Origin of the sequence: Catenuloplanes japonicus (assembly GCF_000717135.1) — a bacterium.
GTDB classification, from domain to species: Bacteria; Actinomycetota; Actinomycetes; order Mycobacteriales; family Micromonosporaceae; genus Catenuloplanes; species Catenuloplanes japonicus.
The window spans coordinates 78,360-103,912 of record NZ_JNXY01000014.1 but is presented as its reverse complement, the minus strand read 5'-3'; the positions used below and the strand labels follow the sequence as shown (position 1 = coordinate 103,912).

At 70.9% G+C, this 25,553-nt stretch carries 20 protein-coding genes; 4 read left to right on the top strand and 16 right to left on the bottom strand.

Going from position 1 to position 25,553, the window contains the following annotated elements; genetic code table 11:
• The 12 genes from OP04_RS20515 to OP04_RS20460 all read right to left on the bottom strand — a co-directional run bounded on the left by OP04_RS20515 (position 1) and on the right by OP04_RS20460 (position 15,362).
• Complete coding sequence (locus tag OP04_RS20515) at positions 1 to 1,590, bottom strand: hypothetical protein (protein ID WP_033341368.1); 1,590 nt, start codon at positions 1,588 to 1,590, stop codon at positions 1 to 3.
• Entirely contained in the window at positions 1,587 to 2,204 is a 618-nt protein-coding gene (locus tag OP04_RS20510) for a PulJ/GspJ family protein (protein WP_033341367.1), read from the bottom strand. Before OP04_RS20510 ends, OP04_RS20515 begins: the two co-directional genes overlap by 4 nt.
• Positions 2,201 to 3,640, bottom strand: a complete 1,440-nt coding sequence (locus OP04_RS20505; protein ID WP_033341366.1) for a putative Ig domain-containing protein — start codon at positions 3,638 to 3,640, stop codon at positions 2,201 to 2,203. The genes OP04_RS20510 and OP04_RS20505 overlap by 4 nt, the downstream gene beginning before the upstream one ends.
• A gap of 83 nt (positions 3,641 to 3,723) precedes the next feature.
• Positions 3,724 to 4,326, bottom strand: coding sequence for a type 4a pilus biogenesis protein PilO (pilO, locus tag OP04_RS20500; protein WP_085066617.1), 603 nt, complete (start codon positions 4,324 to 4,326; stop codon positions 3,724 to 3,726).
• The gene (locus tag OP04_RS20495; protein ID WP_033341364.1) at positions 4,323 to 5,042 is read right to left on the bottom strand and encodes a PilN domain-containing protein; all 720 of its coding nucleotides are present in this window, start codon (positions 5,040 to 5,042) and stop codon (positions 4,323 to 4,325) included. The genes pilO and OP04_RS20495 overlap by 4 nt, the downstream gene beginning before the upstream one ends.
• Entirely contained in the window at positions 5,042 to 6,061 is a 1,020-nt protein-coding gene (pilM, locus tag OP04_RS20490; RefSeq protein WP_033341363.1) for a type IV pilus assembly protein PilM, read from the bottom strand. Before pilM ends, OP04_RS20495 begins: the two co-directional genes overlap by 1 nt.
• Positions 6,062 to 6,114: 53 nt before the next feature.
• Positions 6,115 to 6,897: a prepilin peptidase gene (locus OP04_RS20485; protein WP_033341362.1), complete on the bottom strand. Its 783-nt coding sequence runs from the start codon at positions 6,895 to 6,897 to the stop codon at positions 6,115 to 6,117.
• Positions 6,898 to 6,975: 78 nt separating this feature from the next.
• Positions 6,976 to 7,503 (bottom strand): prepilin-type N-terminal cleavage/methylation domain-containing protein, encoded by a 528-nt coding sequence (locus OP04_RS56485; RefSeq protein ID WP_033341361.1) that lies wholly within the window; start codon positions 7,501 to 7,503, stop codon positions 6,976 to 6,978.
• A gap of 80 nt (positions 7,504 to 7,583) precedes the next feature.
• A complete protein-coding gene (locus OP04_RS20475; protein ID WP_033341360.1) occupies positions 7,584 to 8,819 on the bottom strand; it encodes a type II secretion system F family protein in 1,236 nt (411 codons plus the stop codon).
• Between the two features lie 4 nt (positions 8,820 to 8,823).
• A complete protein-coding gene (locus tag OP04_RS20470) occupies positions 8,824 to 9,945 on the bottom strand; it encodes a type IV pilus twitching motility protein PilT (RefSeq protein WP_232323665.1) in 1,122 nt (373 codons plus the stop codon).
• 1,431 nt (positions 9,946 to 11,376) lie between these two features.
• Positions 11,377 to 13,047 carry a GspE/PulE family protein gene (locus OP04_RS20465; RefSeq protein WP_033341359.1) on the bottom strand — a complete coding sequence of 557 codons (1,671 nt, stop codon included), beginning with the start codon at positions 13,045 to 13,047 and terminating at the stop codon, positions 11,377 to 11,379.
• 59 nt (positions 13,048 to 13,106) lie between these two features.
• Positions 13,107 to 15,362 (bottom strand): putative bifunctional diguanylate cyclase/phosphodiesterase, encoded by a 2,256-nt coding sequence (locus tag OP04_RS20460; RefSeq protein ID WP_051798409.1) that lies wholly within the window; start codon positions 15,360 to 15,362, stop codon positions 13,107 to 13,109.
• A gap of 175 nt (positions 15,363 to 15,537) precedes the next feature.
• Between OP04_RS20460 and OP04_RS20455 the strand changes: the two genes are divergently transcribed.
• The gene (locus tag OP04_RS20455) at positions 15,538 to 16,896 is read left to right on the top strand and encodes an FAD-dependent oxidoreductase (protein ID WP_198153903.1); all 1,359 of its coding nucleotides are present in this window, start codon (positions 15,538 to 15,540) and stop codon (positions 16,894 to 16,896) included.
• 39 nt (positions 16,897 to 16,935) lie between these two features.
• Here the strand turns inward: OP04_RS20455 and OP04_RS20450 are convergent, their stop codons facing one another.
• Complete coding sequence (locus OP04_RS20450; protein ID WP_033341424.1) at positions 16,936 to 17,217, bottom strand: hypothetical protein; 282 nt, start codon at positions 17,215 to 17,217, stop codon at positions 16,936 to 16,938.
• 89 nt (positions 17,218 to 17,306) lie between these two features.
• On the opposite strand from OP04_RS20450, the gene OP04_RS20445 reads away from it, so the two are divergent.
• Both OP04_RS20445 and OP04_RS20440 read left to right on the top strand, forming a co-directional pair.
• Positions 17,307 to 18,077, top strand: a complete 771-nt coding sequence (locus OP04_RS20445) for a PrsW family intramembrane metalloprotease (protein ID WP_033341358.1) — start codon at positions 17,307 to 17,309, stop codon at positions 18,075 to 18,077.
• 5 nt (positions 18,078 to 18,082) lie between these two features.
• A complete protein-coding gene (locus OP04_RS20440) occupies positions 18,083 to 20,374 on the top strand; it encodes a putative bifunctional diguanylate cyclase/phosphodiesterase (RefSeq protein ID WP_063746650.1) in 2,292 nt (763 codons plus the stop codon).
• Here the strand turns inward: OP04_RS20440 and OP04_RS20435 are convergent.
• Genes OP04_RS20435 through OP04_RS20425 form a run of 3 tightly spaced genes read right to left on the bottom strand, consistent with a single transcriptional unit; the run spans position 20,371 to position 23,947 of the window.
• On the bottom strand, positions 20,371 to 22,068 hold the full coding sequence (locus OP04_RS20435) for an ABC transporter substrate-binding protein (RefSeq protein WP_232323664.1): 1,698 nt from the start codon (positions 22,066 to 22,068) through the stop codon (positions 20,371 to 20,373). The genes OP04_RS20440 and OP04_RS20435 overlap by 4 nt on opposite strands.
• A gap of 23 nt (positions 22,069 to 22,091) precedes the next feature.
• Positions 22,092 to 23,048 carry an ABC transporter permease gene (locus tag OP04_RS20430; protein ID WP_157240084.1) on the bottom strand — a complete coding sequence of 319 codons (957 nt, stop codon included), beginning with the start codon at positions 23,046 to 23,048 and terminating at the stop codon, positions 22,092 to 22,094.
• Positions 23,048 to 23,947, bottom strand: a complete 900-nt coding sequence (locus OP04_RS20425) for an ABC transporter permease (RefSeq protein WP_033341355.1) — start codon at positions 23,945 to 23,947, stop codon at positions 23,048 to 23,050. Before OP04_RS20425 ends, OP04_RS20430 begins: the two co-directional genes overlap by 1 nt.
• Positions 23,948 to 24,159: 212 nt before the next feature.
• On the opposite strand from OP04_RS20425, the gene OP04_RS20420 reads away from it, so the two are divergent.
• Complete coding sequence (locus OP04_RS20420) at positions 24,160 to 25,146, top strand: ArsR/SmtB family transcription factor (RefSeq protein ID WP_033341354.1); 987 nt, start codon at positions 24,160 to 24,162, stop codon at positions 25,144 to 25,146.
• The last annotated feature ends 407 nt before the right edge of the window (positions 25,147 to 25,553 follow it).

The window sequence follows — 25,553 nt, the reverse complement described above, 5'->3', positions numbered from 1 at the left end:
TCACTTCTCGTCGAGGTCCTTGAGCCGGATCATGTTGAGGTCGTTCGGGTCCGCGTTCCACTTCTGCAGCGTGGAGCCGTCGCACGGGCCGACGTAGATCTTCATGACCTTGTTGGTCGCGTCGAAGTAGTCGGGCGTGGTGGCGTTCTGGTCCCGCGGCTGCAGGCAGAACCCGTAGCCGTCCTTGATCTGGTAGCTGGTGCCGTAGTCGTCGGTCTTGCCGTACACCGTCCACCGCTGGTTCTGCGGGATGAGCGAGGCCGGCGTGGTCACCGTCGGGCACCTGAGGTTGAACCGGACGTAGGAGCCGACCGTGGTCGCACCGGGGCTGCTCATGCAGTAGTCGTTGGCGGAGCCGCTGCGGATCACCCCGACCGTGAAGTTGGTCGCCTTCTTGAAGTCGGTGCCGTCCGGCGGCACCGGAAGCGTGAACTTCTGGTTCCAGCTCACGCCGTTGGTGTTCACCGAGGTCTTGCACGGCCACGCGATCAGCGCCGGGCTGGACAGCACGTGGTTCGTGATGTCCAGGCACCGCCCGAACTGGCGGTAGTTGATCAGCTGGCCGGTCGCGGTGCCCGCGGCGCCGGCGCCCACGGAGAAGTCCTGCTTGAAGACCTTCTGCACATTGTTGCCGGAGCCGCAGGTCTGCAGGATCACGTTGCTGGCGGCCCGCGCGGTCTGCGCGAACATGCACAGGCTGTTGCCGTCGTAGGTGCCGTTGGAGTAGGTGGGCCGGAAGAACGAGCTGTCGTCGAACGTCCACCGCTGCGGCTGCGCGGTCGGGTTCGCGCACGGCGTGAAGACGACCGCGGCGCCCGCGACCGGGACCGACGGGCTGGCGCTCGAGCTGTATTCCAGGCACATGCCCAGCGGGTACCGGCCGGTGCCGGAACCGACCAGGCTGAGCGTCAGGTTGTCGTTGTACGCGAACATCTGCGACGCCTTGTTCGGCACACAGCGCTCCATCCGCACCTGCGTCGGCGCGGCCGGCGGCGTGGTCGGCGTGACCACGGAGTCCAGGCACAGGTCGGCGCCGCCGTCGTTCGCGATGTGGACCAGGCCGCCGACCACGTTCTGGTTGCCGAGCCGGAACGTGTAGGTGCCGTTGACCGTACGCGTCGGCACGTCCGCGAACGTCGTGGTCGGCTGGTCCGCGCCGATCGAGACCAGGTAGGCGTAGGCGGGCACCGCGCCGGTGCCGGTTCCCGGGTTGCACCGCAGCTTGTTCGCGGTCAGCCAGGCCTGGTCCTTGTTCTGCGGGTCGCCGAGGTAGTAGTCGACCGTGGTCCGGTAGACCGCGGTGCTGCCGTCGCCCAGCGAGCCGGTCAGCGTGCCGCACGGCAGCTTGGTCCGGTCCGAGCCGGTCGCGGTGGCGATGGCCCGGATGTGCCCGACCGCCACGTCCAGGCCGGCCTGCGCCGCGTGCAGCGCATGCACCCGGCGCAGGTCGACCCGGGTGGACGCGACCTGGCTGAGCACCAGCGTGCCGAGCAGCGCGGCCAGCGTGGTGCCGATCAGCACGATCAGCATGGCCATCGGAATCGAGCCGCGGTCGTCACGCGGCGACGGGAGACGCCAGATCCTGGTCACAGCCCGGTCCTCTCGTTGCACAGCCCGGTCGGGCTGGTCCCCGTCGTGTTCAGCGCCGTGAACGTGATGTCGGTGATCCGGCTGGTCGAGCCGCCCGCACCGCCGCCCGTGGTGGTGAAGTTGAGCCGCAGCCGCTGGTAGTCCTGCTCCGCGGACGGCGTGACCAGCGAGAACGCCGGCTTGGTGGTGACGCCGTCCTTCGCCGGAGCCACGCCGCTGAGCAGCGTGACCCAGCCGCCCGACGGCGTGGTGCCGTCCACCCAGCTGCGCTGCTGGAGCTGACCCGTGTCGGTGCGCAGCCGCAGCTGCACGCAGGTCGGGTTACTGACGCCCGGAGGCGGCGCCATCATGTACTCGACCGCGCTGACCGTGGTGCCGATCAGCGGCGTGGAGACCGCCTGGGCGTAGCGGACCTCCTTGTCCAGGCGCAGGAACACGTTGTTCACCTGCTCCTGCGCCGCGTTGGTGGCGTCCACCTTGTTGAAGGTGCGGTAGATCGTCACCACCGAGGAGGTGAAGAGCACCATCAGCACCGACATGATCGCCATGACGACGACCATCTCGATCATCGTGATGCCGGCGTCCCGCTCCTCGTCGTGCTCCCGGGCGTTCACGAGACCGTCCAGGTGAGGACGCTGGTGATGTCCGTGTTCGCCGGGTTCTGCGCGTCCCGGACCGTGATCGTGAACTTGTAGGTGCCCTTCACGGTCGGCCGGCCGCTGATCACGCCGGTGCTGGTGTTGAGCGACAGGCCGGTCGGCACGGTCGACAGACCGGAGCCGGCCCAGGACCAGGTGTACTGCCTGCTGGCGTTCTGGATGCCACCGGTGGCCACGACGGTCACGTTGGTCATGGTCTGGTTGTAGGTCAGCGTCCTCGTCACGGTCGGGTCGGTGAGCTCCAGGTTCGGCACGACCCAGGAGAACGACGTCGTGGACGTGTTCTGGTTCTTGTCCGTGACGGTCGCGCTCACCGCGTAGGTGCCCACCTTGTTCGGCGTGCCGGAGATGACGCCGGTCGCGGTGGCGAGCGTGAGGCCCGGCGGCAGGTTCGTCGCCGCCCAGGTGGCCGGCGTGCTGCCGTCGGTGACCCGCAGCGTGACCGCGGTGATCGCGTTGCCGCCGGTGGTGTTCTGGTTGCCCGGACTCTGCGCGGCCGGGAGACGGGTGACGGTCCAGGTGAACGTGGCCGTGTTGACCAGGTCGTAGTCGTCCTGGACGGTGACCGTGACGGTGTAGGTGCCGGCCGTCGCCGGTGCGCGGCCGGAGATCAGGCCGGAGGTGTTCATCGTCATCGTGGACGGCAGCCCGTCCGCGGAGATCCAGTTCAGCGGCGCGGCGCCGTCGGTCGCAGTCAGCTGCAGGCTCACCGTGCTGTTGACGTCGTCGATCTGGTTGCCCGGCGGCACGATCTGCGGCGGCATCGCCTGGTCGTTGGAGTCGAACTTCGGCTCCTGCTCCGCGTTGCTGACCAGCGTGGCGGTGACGTACGAGCAGACGCCACCGGTCTTGTCGCAGACGCTGTCGTTCCAGTTCACCGCGACGACGACACGGAAGAACCCGTACGCGCCGGACGCGGTGGTGCAGGTGCCGCCGGCCGGGAGGTTCTGCCAGCAGCGGCCGAGGTAGAAGCTCTGGCGGTAGTCGACGCCACCGAGCGTGACGGTCATCGGCGTGGTCGGCAGCTGCGCGGTCGGGCCCGAGCCCACCGCGGCCGTGCTGTCGTAGGCCATGGTCATGCCGGCCAGCCACGGCGCGACGCCGGGGACCGGGTTCTGCCACTGGGTGAGCGAGCTGTTCTGGTCGCGCTTGAGCGCGAGCTGCTGGCCGGCCAGCGAGCGCACGCGTTCCATCGCGTCGCCGGCCATCTGCGCCGCGGCCTGGGTCCCGGTCTGCTTGCCGGAGGCGCGCATGGACTGCACGAAGAACGTGCCGAGCGCGGACATGACAAGGCCGATGATCCCGATCGCCACGATCGTCTCGACAAGCGTGAAACCCGCGTCGGGCGCGGGTGCGGACGGACCGGTCCGTCGGCGGATGACGGCGCGCATCGCGCACCTCCTCTCGTACCTGGTGCCTGATCGGCTGGACCGGCGAGGTCCGGTAGACCCCGCCGGTGAAAGCAACCGGATTGTCAGCTGACGGCCGTCGCGCCGTCGGAAGCGGCGACGGGCGCGGCGCCGGAGACGAACACGTGCAGCGCGAGCGAGGCGGTGACGTCACCCTCGATCGAGCCGGCCTGGGCGGAGACGCCGACCGAGTCGATCAGCACGGCACGGTCGCGGTGCTGCTGCAGGTCGTTGAGGAACCGCTGGACGTTGTCCGAGTCCCCGGTCACGCTCATGCTCAGCGGCATGTCGAAGATGACCGGCGTGGTGCCCTCGATCCGGGCCGCGCCGGCCACGGAGAGCGAGCTGACCTCGACCTTGTTGTCCGTGGCCGCCTCGCGCAGCGCGCGCAGCAGGTCCGGGAACTGGTCGGACTCCGGGACGGCGCGCAGGATGTCCGCCAGCTCCGCCTGGTACGAGGGCAGGTTGACGCTGTCCTGCTCCAGGCGCTTGAGCGTCGCCTGCTGGGCGGCGGCCTTGTCGAGGTTGTCGGTCGCCGCCGTCCGGGTGGTCCGGGTCGCGTCGTTCTGCGGGCCCACCAGCAGCAGCCAGGTGAGCAGCGTCAGCAGCGCCGCGACGGCGGCGCCACCGGCCATCCAGATCTTGTCCGCGTGCTGGCCGCGCATCATTTGCCTCCGGTGGTGGGCGCGGTGGCCGGCGACTCCGCCGGATCGGGCGAGAAACGGCCGCCGAGCGCGGCCTGGGTGATGTCGACCTGGAGCGTGAAGCTCTCCTTGCCCTCCGCGGTGGCGACCGTGGTCGGCAGCGGGTTGGCCAGTCCGGTCACCCGGCGCACGTTGTCGACGAACGCCGCGATCTGGTCCTTGGTCGCGGCCTTGCCGGTGATCGTCACGCTGCCGACCAGCTTCTCCTCGGTCTGCGACGGCAGGCCGTCGCCGGAGGAGGCCGCGCTGCTGAGCCCGGCGGAGACCTGGCCGATCTCCACGCCGGCCGGTGCGGCGCCGCGGATGTCGGCCAGCAGCTTCTGCCACTGCGTGTCGGTGGACATCAGCGTGCTCAGCTGGGTCTGGGCCGCGTTCAGCTTCGCCTTGGTGTCGGTCAGCTCGCGGTACCGGCCCTGCTCCTGCTGGGCGGACGCGACCTGCGCCTCGGACCGGGCCAGTTCCTCCTCGGCGGTGCCGGACTGGACGAACGTGCTGCCGTACCAGCCGGCCAGCAGCAGCACGACCACGCCGAGGCCGCTGACGACCGCGGTCCGGGTACGCCGGGTACGGCGCCCGTCCGTGACCTCGTCCGGCAGCAGGTTGGCGGAGATCCGGACCAGGCGCAGCGGGTCCAGCTGCGGGGCCGGCATCTGTGCGGTGAAACCGGGTTCGGTGGTCATCACGCCGCTCCGAGGGTGAGGCCGATGGACACGGCCGCGGAGGAGCGGAACCGCTCCAGGTTGTCGTGCTGGCCGCGGTCGAGCGCCCGCAGCCGGCTCATCGGGTCCGCGATCACGGCGGGAACGTGCAGCTCGTTCGCGAGCGTCTCGGCCAGGCCGGGCAGCAGCGAGCCGCCACCGGCCAGCGACAGCCGCTGCACCTGGGTGGGCCGTTCGCTGGAGCTGAGGTACGTGAACGAGCTGCGGATCTCGCTGATCAGCGGCCGCAGCGCCTCGCGCAGGATGTCGGCCACCTCCGGGCCCTCCTCGCGGCGCAGGCCGACCCAGCACTTGACGGCCTCGGCCTCGGTGACGCCGATGCCGAGCCGGCTGGCCAGCACCTCGGTGAGCTCCTGGCCGCCGCGCGGCACGGTGCGCACGATCAGCGGCTCGCCGTCCGCGTGCACGACCACGCTGGAGGCCTGCGCGCCGATGTCGACGATCGCCTCCACGGCCGAGTCCAGCCAGGCCGTGGAGCGCAGCAGCGCGAACGTGGCCAGGTCGACGCGCTCGACGTGCAGGCCGGCCCGCTCGACCGCCTGCACGGCCATCAGCACGGCCTCCTTCGGCGCGGCGATGAGCAGCCCGCGGATGGTGTCGCCGGACGGCTCCTCCAGCGGGTAGAAGTCGAGCAGCGCGCGCTCCACGGCCAGCGGGAGCATGTCCCGGACCTGGAACGGCAGCGACTTCTTCAGCTGGTTCTTGGGCAGCTTCGCGACGGACATCTCGCGTACCACCGCCTGGGGGTTGGTGATGCCGAGCGACACGTGCCGGCTGCGGAACTTGGTGGTGGTCCACAGCTCCTTGAGCGCGGCGGTGACCGCCTCGGCGTCCCGGATCACGCCGCTGACGACCGCGCCGGCCGGCAGCGGGGTCTGGGCGTAGTTCAGGATGCCGAGACCCTCCTTGCCGCGTGAGGTCTCGACGGCTCGCACAGACATCGATCCGATGTCCAGGCCGATGAGGTTGGTGGCAGCCATCGAGCGTCCTTTCACGTACCGCGGGCGGGGTTGGGGTGTGGGTCTTGTAAAGGTCAGACGGAAGGCAGGAGCGACAGGTACCAGCCGGCGAGCGGGCCGGCCGCGAAGATCGCGAGGAACGCGCCGATCAGCATGTAGGGCCCGAACGGGACCGCGGTCTTGCCGTTCGCGCGGCGCGAGGCCAGCAGCGCGGCGCCGGCCAGGCCGCCGATCAGGAACGCGGCGAACGCGCCGACCAGCAGGGCGTCCCAGCCGAGCCAGCCGAGGTAGAGGCCGAGCACGCCGGCGAGCTTGACGTCGCCGCGGCCCATGCCGCGCGGGTGGACCACGGTGAGCAGCTTGTAGAAGAGCCAGAGCGCGGCCATCGCGGCGATCGCGCGGACCGCCTGCCCCCAGTCGCCGCTCGCGATGACCGCGGGCGCCAGGAGGACCAGGCCGACGAGGTACGACGGGAGGACGATCGCGTCCGGGAGGCGCTGCACGTCCAGGTCGATCAGGGCCAGCGCGACCGCGATCGAGGCCAGGTAGAGGTAGGCGGGCAGCTCCGGGGAGAACCCGAACCGGGCGGTGATCGCCACGAACAGCAGCGCGGTGCCGGCCTCGACCAGCGGGTATCGGGCGCTGATCGGTTCCTTGCAGGTGGCGCACTTCCCGCGCAGCGCCAGCCAGCCGAGCACCGGCACGTTGTGCCGGGGCCGGACCGCGTCGCCGCAGCTGGGGCAGTGCGAGCCGGGGCGCACCAGCGATTCGCCGCGCGGCACCCGGTAGATCACGACGTTGAGGAAGGAGCCGACCGCGAGGCCGAGGATCGCGGTGAGGAGCAGCAGTGGAGCCACGGCGGGTCAGTCCTTTCGGTCGGCGGGGAGTGGGGTGATGGGCCGGCGGGGTGTCCGCCGGCCCATCGTCAGTGCGATTTAGCGGTTGCCGGCGAGGCAGGCCGCCATGTCGGCCTGGCCCGCGGCCTCCTTGACGGAGCCGCCCTTGAGGCCGTTGTAGACGAAGAACTTGTTCGCGTCGACGTTGCGGGCGCAGAGCATGTAGAACGCCGGGTTACCGCTGGCGGCGGCCACCAGGAGGTAGCTGACCTCGTTGCCGGCCGAGACGTTGGAGGTGACGGACGGCGCGGTGGTACCGGTCGGCGAGCCCGCCGGGACGGTGCCGGTCAGCGTGAGGATGCCGCTGGCGGACGCGACGGCGGTGCCGGCGGTGCCCGGGTACGCGTTGCCGTTCTCCGAGTAGAACTGCTCGACCGTGCTGATCGCCGCCCGGATGTCGGACTGGGCGGCCTTGTTCAGCGCGCCCTTCCGGTAGTTCAGGTAGACCGGGACCGCGATGGCGACCAGGATTCCGATGATCACGACGACCACCAGAAGCTCGATCAGGGTGAAGCCCTTGTCGCTCTCCGCACGCTTCTGCTGCGACTTGGCGATGAGGTGCTGCATTGAGTGCCTCCTGTGGCGCTCGGGGGGAGGGGGAACCGGTCGTCCTTGACCGGGGTGAAGCGGTATTGCGTGGGTGTGTCTCAGGAGGTCCCGCCGATGTTCTGGTAGATCGTGAACATCGGCAGGTACAGGCAGACGACCATCGAGCCGACCGAGAGGCCCATGAAGACCACCATCAGCGGTTCGATCGAGGCGGTCAGGGCTTCCGCGGCGTCATCAACCTCGCGGTCATAGAAGTCGGCAATCTTGCCGAGCATCTGACTGATTTGGCCGCTCTCTTCTCCGACCTCGATCATCTGCGTGACCATCTGCGGGAAGACCTTGTGCTTGGACAGCGGCCCGGACATGGGCTGACCGTCACGGATCGCGGCCTGAAGATCCTTCATGGCCTCGGTGATGACGGAGTTGCCCGTGGTGGCGCCCACGACGTCGAGCGCCTGGAGCACGGGCACGCCGGCGGCGAGCAACGTGCCGAGGTTGCGGGAGAACCGGCTGATGGCCATCTTCCGCAGCAGGTTGCCGAAGACCGGCAACCGCAACTTGAACCGGTCGAACCACAACCGGAAATCGGTGCTGGTCCGCAGCGCGGACTTGACGCTGATCACGACCGCCGCGACCACGCCGATCGTCAACGGCCCGGACCAGTACAGACTGTGGCTGACGTTGACGATGATCTGCGTCGGCAACGGCAGCTGGCCGCCGAGCGACGAGAACATGCCCTCGAAGACCGGCACGATGAACAGCAGCACGCCGCCGATCAGGATGAAGCTGAAGGCAAGAACGATCACGGGGTACGTCAGCGCGCTCTTGATCTTGCCGCGGAGTGCCGCGTCCTTCTCGAAGTTGATCGCGATGCGTTCCAGCGCGTCGTCCATGAAGCCGCCGGCCTCACCCGCCCTGATCATCGCGATCATGAGCGTCGGGAAGATCCGGTCGTGCTTGCCCATGGCCGTCGACAGCGCGATGCCCGACGCGATGTCCGAGCGGATGTCGCTGACCGCCTTGCGCAACGGCGCCTTGGCGGTCTGCTCCTCCAGCACGGCCAGCGTGCGCAGCAACGACATGCCGGACGCGGTCAGCGTCGCGAACTGCCGCGAGAAGATCGAGAGATCCTTCAGCGTGACCCGGTTGCTCATGCCCGGGATGCTGATCTCCTTCTGCATGCCCTGGCCGGACTGCGCGATGGAGAGCGGCACGATCCCGCGCTGGCGCAGCAGCTGGGCCGCCGCCGCCTCGTTCGAGGCGTCGATCTTGCCCTTGCTGCGCTTGCCGGTGGCATCGACGCTGCTGTAGTCGAAGGTCTTGGTGGATGCCACCGCGTCACATCCGTCCGGTGAGACGGCGCAGCTCTTCCACCGAGTGGCAGAGGTCGAGCGCCTGGTCGATGGTGATGATCTGGTGCCGGACCCGCTCGGCCAGGTGCTGGTCGAACGAGAGCATGCCGTCGTTGCCGCCGGCCTGCATGAACGACGGGATCTGGTGGGTCTTGCCCTCCCGGATCAGCGACCGGATGGCCGGCGTCGCCGTCATGATCTCGGTGATGATGGTGCGGCCGGTGCCGTCCGCCCGCGCGCACAGCGCCTGCGTGACGACCCCCTGCAGCGCCATCGACAGCTGCGCGCGGATCTGCTGCTGCTGGTGCGGCGGGAAGATGTCGATGACGCGGTCGATGGTCTGGGTGGCGGACTGCGTGTGCAGCGTCGCCAGCACCAGGTGACCGGTCTCGGCCGCGGTCAGCGCGGTCTGCGTGGTCTCCAGGTCGCGGAGCTCGCCGACCAGGATGATGTCCGGATCCTGCCGCAGCGCGTGCTTCAGCGCGGTCGAGAAGTCCCTGGTGTCCGCCCCGACCTCGCGCTGGTTGACCAGGCTCTTCTTGTGCGGGTGCAGGAACTCGATCGGGTCCTCGATCGTCACGATGTGCGCCGACCGGGTCCGGTTCGCCAGATCCAGCAGCGCCGCGAGCGTGGTCGTCTTCCCCGAGCCGGTCGGCCCGGTGACCAGCACCAGCCCGCGGTGCAACGAGGCGAACCGCCCGACCGACTCCGGCACGCCCAGCTCGTCCAGCGGCCGGATCCGGTCCGAGATCGCCCGGAACGCCGCGCCGACGGAGCCGCGCTGCTGGTAGAGGTTGACGCGGTACCGCGACACGTGCGGCACGCTGTACGCGAAGTCGAGCTCACTGACGTCCCGGAACCGCGCCCACTGATCGTCGGACGTCGCCGCGCGGGCCAGCATGGCCACGTCGATCTGACTCATCCGCTCGTAGTCCGGCAGGTACCTGAGCTCGCCGTGCACCCGGATCGTGGGCGGCGCGCCGACCGTCAGGTGCAGGTCCGAGCCGCCCGCGTTGATCAGCGCGACGAGCATGGCGTCCAGCGACTCCCGGTTGTCGTGCCGGTCACCGCCCTGCACCAGGTCGTCGAGCGTCTGCTCTACGATCACCACGGCTCCTTCGAGGTCCAAACGGGGGTCCCGCTCCACTCAGCGGGCACCGGAGACTTCGGCACAAACGCAGCGGACCTTAGAAACGCCCTCTACGATCTCCGGACCACCCCCGCTCGGCGCGAACACGCAGCCCACCGGCACCGCCGCATCACTCCCCGCGCCATCCCGGGTCGCACCCCTCCAGCCCCGGTCCCCCGGTGCCCGCCGCGATCCAGCCCGCCGGCCCCGCGACACCGCGCGCTCGCACGCTCGCCCCGCCGGCCCCGCTATATCACGAAATTTCGGGCGCGGCGCGCCCGAACTGAGCCCTAACGGCACCCCGCCCCGACACCCCAAAGATCAAGACACAGACAGATCACCCGCCGCCTCGGCAAACACCGAGCCGGCCACCAGAGACGCAAGGATCTTGAACAGCCCTGACGCCCGCCCGCCGGCGGGTCTTTGTCTTTTATGCGCAAGCAGCCACAGAGGTGACCGCCTGGCTGCCCCGTATGCCGTCGACCCGCCCGCAGGGGTGCAGATCATCGGCAGGGCCGCCACCAACGCACCGGCGGCATACCGCGTAACGCAAGCCTGAACCCGACCACGACGCTGACCGGCACCGGCCCACCCGACGCAACCCTCAAAACCGGACCACCCACGAACCCGGCACCAAGCAGCGAGAAGCGACCGCCCAAACGCGAGAACCGCGAAGCCGCCGCACGACAGACCAAAGCTGGCGGCCCTGCCGATGATCTGCTCGGCTTGTCCCGGATCGACGGCAGACGGGGCAGACAGGCCGCACGAAACCCAGCCACCCACGGGTGTGGGCATCGCATTTGAAATGGCCTTTCCGCCGCCCCGGTGTCGGAGGCTCCCGCCGGAGGCCCGCCGGAGGCGAAAACAGCAACCAGCCCACCCAACGCAACCAATAACACGAAATATCGGGCGCGCAGCGCCCGGACCGCTCTATTCGGAACCACTCCACCGGCAGGCGTCGACCGACGGATCGCGGCCGACCACGGCCGCCGCGTGTGGGTGGATCTCTTCTATGGCCACGCGGGCCTCCCCCAAGGCGTCGGTCAGATACGGCCTCACCGTCAGCCGACGGATGAAGCACAGCGACAGCTCGCGGCCGGCCGGCGAATCGCGCCCAGCCGACAATCGCGCCCAGCCAACGAACCGCGCACACCCGACGAATCACCCCCAGCCGGCGGATCGCGCACAGCCGGCGAACCGCGCACAGCCGACAGATCGCGCACAGCCGGCGAACCGCGCACAGCCGGCGGAGGGTTAACAGCCGGTGGGGTCTTTGCTTGGAGCGTGACCACACGCGGGACCGGCAGGGAGGAGCCCCTGGGCGACGACCGGTGCCCGCGGGAGCATGCGGACCGCAACCACCCGCAAAGCGGGAAAATGCCCCAAATCTTGACCTTGAGACGGCAGCGGCTAGATGGCCACCCGGAGGACCTCCGAGATCGAGGTCTGCCCATTGGCTGCCTTCAGGAGCCCGTCGATGCGCAGGTCGAACATCCCCTGGGCCTGCGCGACCTCGTGGATGTCGCTGGCCGGCGCGCGGGCTACCGCCAGCTTCTCGATCTCCTCGGTGACCGGCATGACCTCGTGGACCGCGAGGCGCCCCTTGTAGCCGGTGCCGGCGCAGGTGCGGCAGCCTACCGGCTTCCAGAGGTTGGCGGGTGGGTCCCACTGGTCGAAGGGCCAGCGGGCGGCCTCGAGCTCGGCGTCGGGGGGCTCGTACTCGGTCTTGCACCAGTCGCAGAGGCGGCGGGCGAGGCGTTGGGCGAGTACGCAGTCGACGGAGGAGCCGACGAGGAACGGTTCGATGCCCATCTCGGTGAGGCGGACGATGGCGCTGGGGGCGTCGTTGGTGTGGAGCGTGGAGAGGACGAGGTGGCCGGTGAGCGCGGCCTCGACCGCGAACTGGGCGGTGATCGGGTCGCGGATCTCACCGATCAGGACCACGTCGGGGTCGGAGCGGAGGATGGCGGGGAGGACGGCGGCGAAGGTCAGGCCGGCCTTGATGTTGACCTGGACCTGGTTGATGCCGGGGAGCCGGTACTCGACCGGGTCCTCGACCGTGATGATGTTGACGGTGGGCTTGCTGATCTTCGCGAGTGTGGCGTAGAGCGTGGTGGACTTGCCGGATCCGGTGGGGCCGGTGACCAGGAGCATGCCGTGCGGCTTGCCGAACGAGCCGGAGAAGCGTTCGTAGTTGTCCTCGGTGAAGCCGAATCCGGCCAGGTCGAGGTTGATGCCGCCGGTGTCGAGCACGCGGAGCACGATCTTCTCTCCCCAGACCGTGGGGAGCGTGGCGGTACGCAGGTCGACCTTGCGGTTGTTGAGCTGCATCGTGATGCGGCCGTTCTGCGGGATGCGGCGCTCGGTGATGTCGACGTTCGACATGATCTTGAGGCGGGAGATGAGCGCGCTCTGCACGGCCTGCGGCACGGTGTCGACCTCGTGCAGCACGCCGTCGATGCGGTAGCGGACGCGCAGGTCCGTCTCGGACGGCTCGAGGTGCAGGTCGGAGGCGCGGTTCTGGATGGCCTGCTCGATCAGCGAGTTGACGTAGCGGACGATCGGCGCGTCGTCGTCGCCCTGGCTGAACGAGGCCATCGAGGGCGCCTGCTCGACGCGCAGGCTCTCGGCCATGTCGCCGAGGTCGTTCTCCTCGCGCTGGAGCTTCTCGATGATCTTGCGGACTTCGGTGCGCGCGACCACGACCGGGCGGACCACCATGCCGGTGGAGGCGCGCACGTCGTCCAGCGCGACGACGTCGGCCGGGTCGGTGACGCCGACGATCAGCTCGTTGCCGTCGATCGCGATGCCGATCACGCGGTGCCGGATGACCAGCGGCAGCGGGATCTTGGTGAGCGCGGCCTGCTCGATCGGGTAGCCGACCAGGTCCACGGTCTGGACGCCGTACGCGTCGGCCGCGGCGGCGGTGAGCTCCTGCTCGGTGACGATCTGATCGTTGATCAGCACCGCGCGGATCGAGCGCCCGCTGCGTTCCGCCTCCTCGGCGGCGTAGTCGACCATCACCGGGTCGACTCCACGCTGCTTCAGGGCGTCCATCAGCGGGCGGAAGGTCTGGTCCATCGGGTCCCTCATCGGCCGCCGACGGCCCGACCTGAGGTGTTTATTCCGTTATGCACGGCTCAGCACGTGGCTTCAGGGCGCGGTTCGGGCATTGGCTCGGTGCCGCGGATCAGCGGCACGATCTCGGCGGCGGCGACCGGGCGGGCGAACAGGTAGCCCTGGCCGTACTCGCAGCCCAGCTCGCGCAGCGTGGTCCACTGGTCGGCGGTCTCGATGCCCTCGGCCACGGTCTGCAGGTGCAGCGTGCGGCCCAGCTGCACGACCGCCTCCGCGAGCGTGGCGTCCCCGGAGTCCGCCGTGATCCCGTCCACGAACGAACGGTCGATCTTCAGGATGTCCACCGGGAACCGCTTGAGGTAGCTCAGCGAGGAGTAGCCGGTCCCGAAGTCGTCCACGGCGATCCGGACGCCCAGAGCTTTCAACGCCTCGAGGGTACGGACGGTGACCTCCGTGTCCTTCATCAGCAGCGACTCGGTGATCTCCAGGACCAGCTTGCCGGCCGGCACACCGGTGCGCTCGATGATGCCCGCGATCTCGGCCACCAGACCGGTGTGCTGGAACTGCCGCGGCGACAGGTTCACGCTCATCCGCAGGTGCGCGGCCTCCGGGTGGTCCGCGATCCACTCCGCGAGCTGGCGGCAGGCCTGGTCCAGCACCCAGCGGCCGAGCGGCACGATGAGCCCGGTCGCCTCCGCCAGCGGGATGAACGCGAGCGGGCTGACCAGGCCCTTCTCCGGGTGGTTCCACCGGACCAGCGCCTCGAAGCCGATCAGCTCCCGCAGCGGCAGTTCCACGATCGGCTGGTAGTGCACCACGAACTGCTCCTCGAGCAGCGCGCGCTCCAGCGCGGCCCGCTGTTCCGCCTCCTCCAGCACGTCCGCGTGCTTGGCCGGGTCGTAGACCGCGTAGCCGTCCCGGCCGGCCGCCTTCGCCGCGTACATGGCCAGGTCCGCGTCGCGCAGCAGCTCGTCGGCCTCGCCGAGGTCGTGCACGCCTGCCTTGATCACCGAGATGCCGATGCTGGCGGTGCAGATGACGTCGCGGATGCCGAGCGTGACCGGCTCGCGGACCGCGCGGACCAGCCGGTCGGCCAGCTCCGCGGCCTCCAGCTCGGTCAGGTCCTCGATCAGCACCGCGAACTCGTCGCCGCCGAGCCGGGCCAGCGTGTCCGCCGGGCGCAGCTGCGCGGAGAGCCGCTGCGCGATCACGCGCAGCAGCTGGTCGCCGGCGGTGTGGCCGAGTCCGTCGTTGACCAGCTTGAAGTCGTCGAGGTCGATCAGCATGAGCGTGATCCGGCCGGCGTCGCGCTGGTTGCGCGCGGCCGCGTGGGTGACCCGGTCGCGGAAGAGCGCGCGGTTCGGCAGCCCGGTCAGCGCGTCCGTGAACGCCTGCCGGGTCAGCTCGTCCTCCATGTGCTTGCGGGCCCCGACGTCGCGGATGCTGAGCACGGCCGCCTGCAGGTTCGGGTCGGCGAGCCGGTTGACGCCGATCGCCTCCGCGTAGACCCAGGTGCCGTCGCCGCGGCGCAGCCGGACCTCGATCCGGCTGGTGTGCTCCGGCGCGGCCGTGAACAGCGTGGACATGAACTCCCGGGCCCGGGTCAGGTCGTCGGCGTGGGTCATCTCGCTGAGCCGCTCGCCGGTGATCCAGGCCGGGTCCCGGCCGAGCAGGTGGTGGGCGGCCGGGCTGGCGTAGGTGACCTCGCCGTCCGGGGTGACGGCCAGCACCAGGTCGGACGCGTTCTCCAGCAGCGCCTCGGTGCGGTCCTCCGCGGCGCGGCGGCGCGCGTCCTGGGCCAGCCGGGTCTGCGCGGTCAGCACGCTGGTGGCGACCACCGCGACCAGCACCGCGACCAGGCCGGCGACCATGGTGGCCTGGGCGTCCGGCCGGCCGTGCGCGAGCGCGAGGAAGCTGCCGATGCAGAGCGCGCCGAGCACGGCCACCGGGATCGGCGGGTAGAGCACGGCCGAGGTGACCAGCACCACCATGGCGCCGGCCGGGAAGATCGCGAGCGCGGCATCGTCACCGCTGGCGAACAGGTAGAGCAGCGGGAGTTCGAGCAGCCACCAGGCGAAGAGCCATTCCCGGGCGTACGGGCGGCGGACCACCCGCGCCCAGGGTACCCAGAGCAGCCCGAACTGGATCAGCGCGGCCGCGATGATCGCGAGGACCAGCCACCGGGACGACGCGGGCCAGTCCAGGACGACGCGCACCGCGCCCACGGCCGAGATCACGATGGCGATCCAGCAGCCCATCCTGATCTGCCGGGTCCAGTGCTCGACCTGGTAGCCGTCGTCGATGGACTCGAACCTCATGGCCGCCCCGTTCGGCGCGCCGTCTCGCCAGCTGAGAGGAAACGAACCGCGTTTGAGCTGCCGAAACGGTCACACATGATCAGGCTCACACCCTCAGGTGCGGCGTTTCGAACTAAGGCTGACCTAACCTGGGCGGTCAGACTTACGCGCGAGCGAGCGAGGGATAAACGCAACCATGGAGGATCTCCGCCCACTGCGGGTCGCCGTCATCGGCGCCGGTCCGGCCGGCATCTACGCCGCCGACATCCTGTCGAAGAACCACCCGACAGCGACCGTCGACGTCTTCGACCGGCTGCCCACCCCGTACGGCCTGATCCGTTACGGTGTCGCCCCGGACCACCCGCGGATCAAGGAAATCATCAACGCTCTCCACAAGGTGCTGGACAACCCGCGGATCCGCTTCATCGGCAACATCGACTACGGCGTCGACGTGAAGCTGGAGGAGCTGCGCCCGTTCTACGACGCGACGATCTTCGCGACCGGCGCGGACAAGGACCGGGAGCTGGACATCCCCGGCGTGGACCTGCCCGGCAGCTACGGCGCGGCGGACTTCGTCAGCTGGTACGACGGCCACCCGGACGTCTCCCGCGAGTGGCCGCTGACCGCCACCAAGGTCGCCGTGATCGGCGCCGGCAACGTGGCCGTCGACGTCGCCCGGGTGCTCGCCAAGACCGCGGACGAGCTGCTCGAGACGGAGATCCCGGACAACGTCTACCAGGGCCTGCTGGCCAGCCCGGTCACAGACGTGCACCTGTTCTCCCGGCGCGGCCCGGCGCAGGTCAAGTTCACGCCGATGGAGCTGCGCGAGCTGGACCACTCCCCCAACGTCGACGTGATCGTGCACCCCGAGGGCATCGAGTTCGACGAGGGCAGCCTGGAGGAGATGCGCAAGACGCGCCACGTGAAGATGTGCGTGGACATCCTGCAGAACTGGGCCGTCCGCGACCCGCGCGAGGACCGCAAGCGCCGCCTGCACCTGCACTTCCTCCAGGCCCCGGTGGAGATCACCGGCGACCCGGCGACCGGCGTGACCGGCTTCCGCACCGAGACGCAGGAGCTGGTCGGCGACGGCACCGTGCGCGGCACCGGCGAGTTCACCGACTGGGACGTGCAGGCGGTCTACCGGGCGGTCGGCTACCTGAGCAAGCCGCTGGCGGAGCTGCCGTTCGACACGCGTACCGGCACGGTGCCGCACGAGGCCGGCCGGGTGCTGGACATGGACGGCAACCACATCCCTGGCGTGTACGTCACGGGCTGGATCAAGCGCGGCCCGGTCGGCCTCATCGGCCACACCAAGGGCGACGCGAACGAGACCGTCACCAGCCTGCTCGCGGACGCGCCGGCGATGGCCGAGGCGTCCCAGCCGGACCGGGACGCGGTCATCTCCTACCTGCAGCGGCGCGGCGTGACGTACACCACGTGGGCGGGCTGGCAGCTGCTGGACGCGCACGAGATCAAGCTGGGCGAGCCGCACGGCCGCAAGCGGGTCAAGGTCGTCCCGCGCGAGGACATGATCACCCTTTCGAACGGCTGATTGACCGGGCCGGGCCTCACGGCCCGGCCCGCTTTCATGTCAGGGCTGGTCGGCCATGACGAAGTCGAAGTCGCCGTCCTCCGTCATGGTGGCGTCCAGCGCCTTGTCGTCCAGGGCCTGCAACGCCACCGGGCAGAGGAACAGGTACGCGCCGCCCGCCTGCATCACCGTGTCGCCCTGGCTGGGCCGCGGCGACAGACCCACGGTCAGCTCGCCCGCGCTCGGGTCCGCCGCGATCCGCAGCCCCGCACCCGACGGCGCACGCTCCCGCTCCGCGAGCCGGCGGATCACCTCCGCCGCGTTGCCGGTAACCATGAACATGCTGTGCTCCACATCCTCGAAGTCCTGGGGGTCCGAGGGGGACAACGCGCGGGCCCCGCATGCGTCACCTTTCCGGCACACTGTTGCCCATGACGACACGCTGGTGGCGGCGGTACGCCTGGCTGGGGACTCTGATCGTCCTCGGTGGTCTGTACGCGCTGGTGCTGACAACGCTGGTCCGGACCGAGAATCCGAACCTCGTGCCCTCGGTGATCCTGCTCGGCGCCACGGTCGTGCCCGTGTCGTTCCTGGTCTTCGCGGAGGGCCGCACCGGCCGCTGGCAGGTCTCGCCGGCCGTGCTGATCTGCACCGCGTTCTTCGGCGGCGTCATCGGCGTGGTGGTGGCCGGCTGGCTGGAGTTCGACGCGCTGCGCGGCCTCGGCACGCTGCCCATGCTGTTCGTCGCGATCATCGAGGAGACCGCGAAACTCGTGGTCCCGGTCGTGATCCTCGCGGTCACGCTCGGCTCCGGCCGCCGGGAGCCCGCGGACGGGCTGGTCATCGGCGTGGCCAGCGGCGTCGGATTCGCCGCGCTGGAGACGATGGGGTACGCGTTCACCGCGCTGCTGTCCTCCAAGGGCAGCATCGGCGCGGTCGAGCAGACGCTGCTGATCCGCGGCGTGATGGCACCGGCCGGGCACATCGCCTGGACCGGGCTGACCACCGGCGCGCTCTGGGCACTCGCGGCCCGCCCCGGCGGCCGGCGGATCGGCACGTTCATCGGCGTCTTCGCGTTCGCGATCGTGCTGCACACGCTGTGGGACAGCATCGGCAACGAGATCGCCTACGCGGCGCTCAGCCTGGTCAGCGTGGGCTCGCTGCTGTTCGCCATGCGCAGATACCGGGCCCTGGCCAGGTGAACGAGGTGGGACGGCGCGCGCTCGTGCCGTACCTGTGGCTGAATCTGACGCTCGTGATCGTCGCGGCGCTGTGGCTGACGCTGCACCTCGCGGTCGACGCCGGTGGCGCGGTCCTGCCCGGGTACCTGATCGGGCTGTGCGCGATCGCGATCACCGCGGTGCCGATCGGCCGGGCCGGGATGCTGCCCTCGCTCAACCCGGCCGCCCGGCGCTTCTGGCACGGCCTGCGCGTCACCGCGCTGCTGTGCGCGGCCGGCTGGGGCGTCGCGGTCGCCGGGATCGTGATGGACCCGCCGCCGCCCGGGATCGCGCCGCGGCTGTCCCCGCTCACCACCGTGCCGATCGTCTGCGGCGCGCTGCTGTTCCTGACCGTGGTGCTGCTGCTCCCGCTCGGCACACGCAGCCCGGCCGAACGCCTGCGGTACGCGCTGGACAGCACCACGGCCGTGCTGGCCGGCTCGGTGTTCGTGTGGCACTTCGTGATCGAGCCGCTGGTCCCGGGCCGCGGCCCGGTCAGCGAGTTCGCGCTGCTGGCGATCGCGGTCGCGAGCCTGCTGGCCGGGTGCGTGCTGACCCGGCTGCTGCTCGGCGGCGACATCCCGGTGGACCGGCCCGCGATGTACCTGCTGTGCGGCACCGGGCTGCTCAGCGCCGTGTCCGGGTTCGCCACGATCGTCTGGGGCGAGCAGGGCAAGCTCGGTGCCGCCGTGATCGCGGTGCCGGCCGCGGCGCTGGCCCTGACCGGGGCCGCGATCCGGCAGGCGTACGCGCCGGAGGCCGTCCCCGCGGACCGGGCCGGTACCCGGATCCCGTTCGTCGTCTTCCCGTACGTGGCGGTCGCGGCCGTCAACGGCCTGCTGCTGCTCGTCGCGAACGCCGGCGCCGCGGACCGGCACGTGCGCACCGTGGTCATCGCCGCGGTCGCGACGTCCGCGCTGGTCGTGCTGCGCCAGCTCACCGTGCTCAGCGACAACACCCGGCTGGTCACCCATCTGCGCGCGCAGGAGATGCGGCTGCAGCGCGAGGCGACGCACGACGCGCTGACCGGGCTGGCGAACCGGGCGCTGTTCAACTCGCGCCTGCACTCCGCGGACGGCGCCACCGTGCTGCTGATCGACCTGGACGACTTCAAGACCGTCAACGACACGCTCGGCCACGCGGTCGGCGACCGGCTGCTGAAGGCGGTCGCGTCCGCGCTGCGGCAGGCCACCGGCGACCGCGGCCTCCCGGCCCGGCTCGGCGGCGACGAGTTCGCGGTGCTGGTCCCGTCGGACGGGCAGGCCGACCAGGTCGCGCAACGGCTGCTGGAGGCGCTGCACCGGCCGCTGCTGGCCGGCGGGCACTGGCTGCTGGCCCGGGTGAGCATCGGCGCGGCCACGGCCCGGCCCGGCGACCAGGCCGAGGACGTGCTGCGCAACGCGGACATCGCCATGTACGCCGCGAAGGCCCGCGGCAAGGCCCGGCTCGTGCACTACGCCAGCGGCATGGCGGAGCCGGTCCTGGACCAGATGCAGACCGGTGGCGAGCTGCGCCGGGCGCTGGACGCGGGCGAGCTGACGCTCTACTACCAGCCGATCGCGGACCTGGCCTCCGGGCGGACCATCGGCGTGGAGGCACTGGTCCGCTGGCAGCATCCGGTGCGCGGGCTGGTCTGCCCGGCCGAGTTCATCGCGGCGGCGGAGCGGACCGGGCTGATCGTGCCGCTCGGCCGATGGGCGCTGGGCGAGGCCTGCCGTCAGGCCGTCGCCTGGACCGAGGAGCTGGGGGACGCCGCGCCGTACAAGGTCAGCGTCAACGTCTCCGCCCACCAGCTGCAGGACCCGTCGTTCCCGGCCGAGGTGTCGGCGGCGCTGGCCGCGTCCGGGCTGGCGGCGGACCGGCTGGTCCTGGAGATCACCGAGTCCGCCGCGCTGCGCGGTGGCGCGATCATGGCGACGCTGCACGAGCTGCACACGCTGGGGATACACCTGGCGCTGGACGACTTCGGCACCGGTGAGTCCTCGCTCAGCCTGCTGTTCGCGTTCCCGGTCGGGATCCTGAAGCTGGACCGCTCGTTCGTCACCGGCATCGAGATCGACACCGCGGCGGGCGTGCCGGACGAGGCCCGGCTCGCGGTCGCCCGCGCGGTCCAGCAGATGGCCGATGCCCTCGGCCTGGTGACCGTGGCCGAGGGCATCGAGAACCCGTCACAGGCGGCCCGCCTGCGCGAGCTCGGCTACACGACAGGGCAGGGTTACCTGCTCTCCAGGCCGCTGTCCCCCGCCGACCTCGCAGCGTCCCTGACCGGGGCCGTCTAGGGCGTCACGAAGGCGTTGACGAACGCCAGGCTGCCGAAGACGCTGTCGACGAACAGGCCGCCGACGGACGGGCCGCGGATGGTGCAGGTGAGTTCCGTGTAGAGCGGGACCACCGGGGCGTACTCCCGCATGATCTTCTCGTCGAGCGCGGCCCACTGCGGGCTCTGCTCGTCGATCGGGAGCGCCTGGATCCGGTCGAACTCCGCGTCGAGCGGGCGCGCGTCCAGGTAGGACGTGCCGTTGTTGCCGCCCTCGGCGTTGATGCTGCGGCCGTCGTAGAGCGCGGGCAGCACGGCCGCGCCGCTCGGCCAGTCCGGGGCCCAGGAGTCGAGGTAGAGGTCCCAGGGGTTGTCGGCCTTCTGGATCTCGGGCAGGTAGTTGTCCGCGGGCACGGCCTTGGTGGTGATCGTGAAGCCGGCCGCGCGCAGCCCGGTCGCGAGCGAGGTCGCGGCCAGCTGTCCCTCCGCGTCGTCCGCGTGCGCCAGCACCAGCTCGCCCGCGCCCGCGACGTCCACGGCGGACTTCGGGTACGCGTCGTAGGCGTGCCATCCGATCGTCGACGGCGGCAGCAGCGTCGTGAGCGGACGGGCGACCGCGGCGCCGCCGAGCGCCTTGACCAGGCTCTCCCGGTCCACGGCCCTGTTGAGCGCGGCCCGCACGGACAGGTCGGTGACCCGGCGGGTGTTGATGCTGAGCATGGTCAGCCGCGGGGTCTGCGACCGGAGCATGCGCGGGTCGAGCGCGGGGTCGCCGGTGACGCGGGACAGCAGCGACGGGGGCACGCCGTCGAACGAGACCGCGGACGCGTCCGGGCCCTGCGCCGCCATGATCCGGTTGGTCTGCGCGACCGGGTCCGCGCCGAACGCGAGCGTGAACCGGTCCGGGTACTGGTGCCGGGTCGCGTCCGTGGCCGGGTCCCACTGGGGGTTGCGGACCAGCCGGAGCTCGGTGTCGCCGGTCCGGCCCTCTATCTTGTACGGCCCGGTCGCCACCGGTGCGCGGTCGTAGTCGAGCCCGGTGTCCGCCGCGGCCGGCACGGGCGCGGTCGCCGGCAGCGCGGCCGCGAACGGCAGGTCACACTGCGCCTTGGGGAAGCGCAGGCGCAGCGTGCGGTCGTCCGGGACCTCGACGCCGGGTGGCAGCGCCGCCTTGTCCTTCTCGAAGTCGAAGGCCTTGTCGTACTGCGGCGTGCCGGACAGCCACTCCTGAAGGTAGGTGGGGCCGCCGGCGAGCGTGAGGTCGAACGAACGCGCGATGCCGTACGCGATGTCCCGCGCGGTCACCGGCGCGCCGGTCTCGAACCGCACGTTCTCCTTGATCCGGAACTCCCAGGTGCGGCAGTCGCCGTTCACGTCCGTGCCGGGCGTCTCCGCCAGGTCGCCGACCAGCGTGAGTTTCCCGCTGCCGTCGTCGGCGAAGGTGGTGAGCCGCCGCGCGTACAGCTGGGAGATGCTCAGGCCCATGAACGAGTAGATCCGTTGCGGGTCCAGCCGGGCCAGCGCGGTCTGCCGGAACACGGTCACGGTCCCGCCGGGTACGGCGCCGGCTGTCTCGGGTGCGGGCCCGCGCGACGCGGCCGGGTCGGTCGCGATCACGCCGGTCGGCTGGCGGACCGGGTCCTCCTCCGGTGAGGCGCCGCCGCGCGGGTTGTCGGTGCAGGCCGCGCAGGCCGCCAGCACCAGGGCGAATGCCATCGTTCTCCTCATCGATCCCCTATCTATCGCAACCGCGGGTCTATGACGGCTTGCAGTCCGTCCACGATCGTGTTCGCGCCGATCACGAACACGGCGCCGAGCAGCACGGCACCGAGCATGACCGGCAGGTCGTCCGCACGGACCGCCGCGATGACGGTCCGGCCCAGCCCGTTCAGGCCGAAGGTGGTCTCGGTGATCACGGTGCCGCCGAGCGCGGCGCCGACGTCGAGCGCGCCCAGCGTGGCCAGCGGTCCGGCCGAGGCGCGCAGCGCGTGCCGGCCGACCACGGCGCGCCCGGTCAGGCCCTTCGCGGCCGCGGTGCGCACGAAGTCGGCGGAGAGCACGTCGCCGACCTGGGCGCGGGCCAGCCGGGTGTAGCCGGGCGCCAGCGTGGTCGCCAGCGCCACCCACGGCAGCAGCAGGCCGCCCGCCCAGCGCCCCGGGTCGTCGGTCAGCGGCGTCCAGCCGGGCGGGGGCAGCGTGCCGGTGCCGTACACCAGGATCAGCAGCAGCACGGCGCCGACCAGGTAGAGCGGCAGCGCCAGACCGGCCAGCGACAGCGCGCCGACGAGCCTGTCCGTGAGCGAGCCGGGGCGGGCGGCCGCGAGCGTGCCGAGCAGCACGCCGCACGTCATCCACAGCACCGCGGCCGGCACCACCACGCTCACGGTGATCGGCAGCGCGTGGGCCAGCACGTCACTGACCGGCTCGCCGCCGGCGTAGGACCGGCCCAGGCACGGCGCGGGGCAGCCGTCCGCACCGGTCACCAGCCGGCCGACGAAGGACAGGTACTGCACGGGCACCGGGTCGGACAGGCCCCACTCGGCGCGGATGCGCTCCAGGCGCGCGGAGTCGCAGCTCTTCGCGCACATCGCGGCGGCCGGATCGCGCGGCACGGCGAAGAACAGCAGGAACGTCAGCACGCTCACCGCCGCCAGCGTGAGCAGACCGACCGCGACCCGGCTCAGCAGCCGCCGCATCACCGGCCCGGTCCCGGGTCGAACGCCCGCCGCACCGACTCGCCCAGCACCGTGAACACGAAGACCAGCAGCACCAGCGCCAGGCCGGGAAAGATCACGTAGGCCGGGTCGGTCTGCAGGTAGCCGAGGCTGCGCTGGATGGTCCGCCCCAGGTCCGGCGTGGGCTCCAGCACGCCCAGCCCGAGGAAGCTCAGCGCCGCGCCCGCGGACGTGAACGTCGGCAGCAGCAGCGCCGCGCCCGCGGTGATCGGCGGGCCCAGGTGCGGCAGCACCTCCCGGCCCAGGATCCGGCCGGGGCCGGCGCCGAGCGCGACCGCCGCGGTCACGAACTCCCGCTCCCGCAGCGCGCGCACCTGGCCGCGGACCAGGCGCGCCACGCCGGTCCAGCCGAGCGCGCCGAACAGTCCGATCAGCACCGTCATCCGGAACGTGCCGGGCACCGCGTCCCGCGGGCCGTAGAACGCCAGCTCCAGCGGGCGGATCACGGCGATCGCGCAGAGCAGCAGGGGCAGCGCGATCGCCACGTCGGTGAGCCAGGTGAGCAGCGCGTCGACCCAGCCGCCGAGCAGGCCGGCGACCGCGCCGATCACGGTGCCGAGCGCGGTGGCCAGCAGCACGGCCGGGGCCGCGACCGTGAGCGAGGTGCGCAGGCCGTAGACGATCTGGATCATCAGGTCACGGCCGAGTCCGGGCTCCAGGCCGAGCCAGTGCACAGTGGACACTCCGCCCGCGATGCCGTACGGCATGCCGTACGCGTCCAGGTCGTCGGCGAACGTGTCCTGCGGGCCCGCGCCGTAGATCGCGGCGATCAGCGGCGCCGCGGCCGCGACCAGGGTGAGCAGGAGAGCACCAGCGGCTGCGGCCAGCACGGACCGGAAGCGCCGGAGCCGAAACGACATGACTCACATCAAATCGATCGGGATCGCGCAAATCAAGTCCGTATTTCGAGCAGGATCGAAGGTCCGTAGCCCAGACGGCCGCCACCGAGCACTCTATGTGCCGAGGACGGCGGCAGACGGGGGGTCGCCGTCCTCCTGGTTATGCTCCCGATGTGGCATTCTGTCGCGTGTTCGACAGCACCATCGACACCGCGGGCGGACACTGACGACCAATGGGCACTCTCTCGATCCACTTCACGGCCGAAGACGTGGCCCGCACCCGCCTCGCCCGCCGGCCGGACCCACTGTGGGAGATCGTCTGCAGCCTGCACCGCCTGCAGACCAAGCGCGGCTACGCCGCCTACGAGGGCTGGCACAAGCAGGCCCGGCTCGATCTCGGCCGCGCCGGGATGAACGATCTGCTGCGCAGCACGCTGCTGCCGATCTCACCGCTCGGCCGCTACTTCCCGGACTTCCTCACGCCCGGCGACATCACCGGCCTCGACCAGGGCATCGACGCGGTCCAGCACACCGAGGCCGCGCGCGTGAAGGAGGAGATCAACCTCATCCCGGACGCGGCCGGTGCGGACGTCTTCCTGGAGGACCTGGCCGCGGGCCGCACCCAGGCGATGCACTCGCTCGGCGACGGCCTGCGGAAGTACTTCGAGGTGGCGGTCGCGCCGTACTGGACCGAGATCTCCGGCGTGATCGCGGACGACCGGGCGCTGCGCGGCACCATGATGCTCGACAACGGCGCCGGCCACCTGCTCGACGACCTCGGCCCGCGCTGCGAGTGGAAGGCGCCGGTGCTGTCCATCCACGGCTACCCGATGGACCGGCACATGCACCTCGGCGGCCGCGGCCTGCTGCTCGTGCCGTCCTATTTCTGCTGGCAGGACCCGATCGCGCTGGCCAACCCGGAGCTGCCGCCGATGCTGGTCTACCCCGCCTACCGTCAGCGCCCGGCCGCCGCGGTCGGGACACCGGACGGCGGGCGCCGCCTCGGACCGCTGATCGGCGGTACCCGCCTCTCGGTGCTGCGCGCGGTCGCGGACTCGGCCACCACCGGCGAGATCGCCCGCCGCGTCGGCATCTCGCCGGCCACGGCCAGCCATCACGCGACCGTGCTGCGCGAGGCCGGGCTGATCACCAGCCAGCGTCACGCGAACCTGGTCCTGCACCAGGTCACCGGCATCGGCCGCGCACTTCTCGAAACCTAGAACCCTTTCTTCCCGCTCCCGGCGTGATTGCGGTCCGCATGCTCCCGCGGGCACCGGTCGTCGCCGGCGCTCCTCCCTGCCGGTGCCGCCGTGGTCCGGAAGAACCCGCCCGGTAGTCATAGGACTTCCGGCACCGACCCGCATGGGTTTGCCGGACCACGGCGAGACCGGCTCCTCGCGACGAGCGGAGCGCCGGCGGAGCCCGACGCGAGGTTTGCCCGCGGGAGCAACGCTGCTGAGCCACGCCGGAAGCGGGTAGATGAATTAGATCTTGATCTTGATCTGCAGCGGTGCACCATGAGGGACGCCCCGATCACGGGGGACCGCCGCGAAGCGTCGCGAGACAGTGATCAGGGCGTCCCTCATGGTGCTGGAACGACATGAGGGACGCCCTGATCATGGGGAGT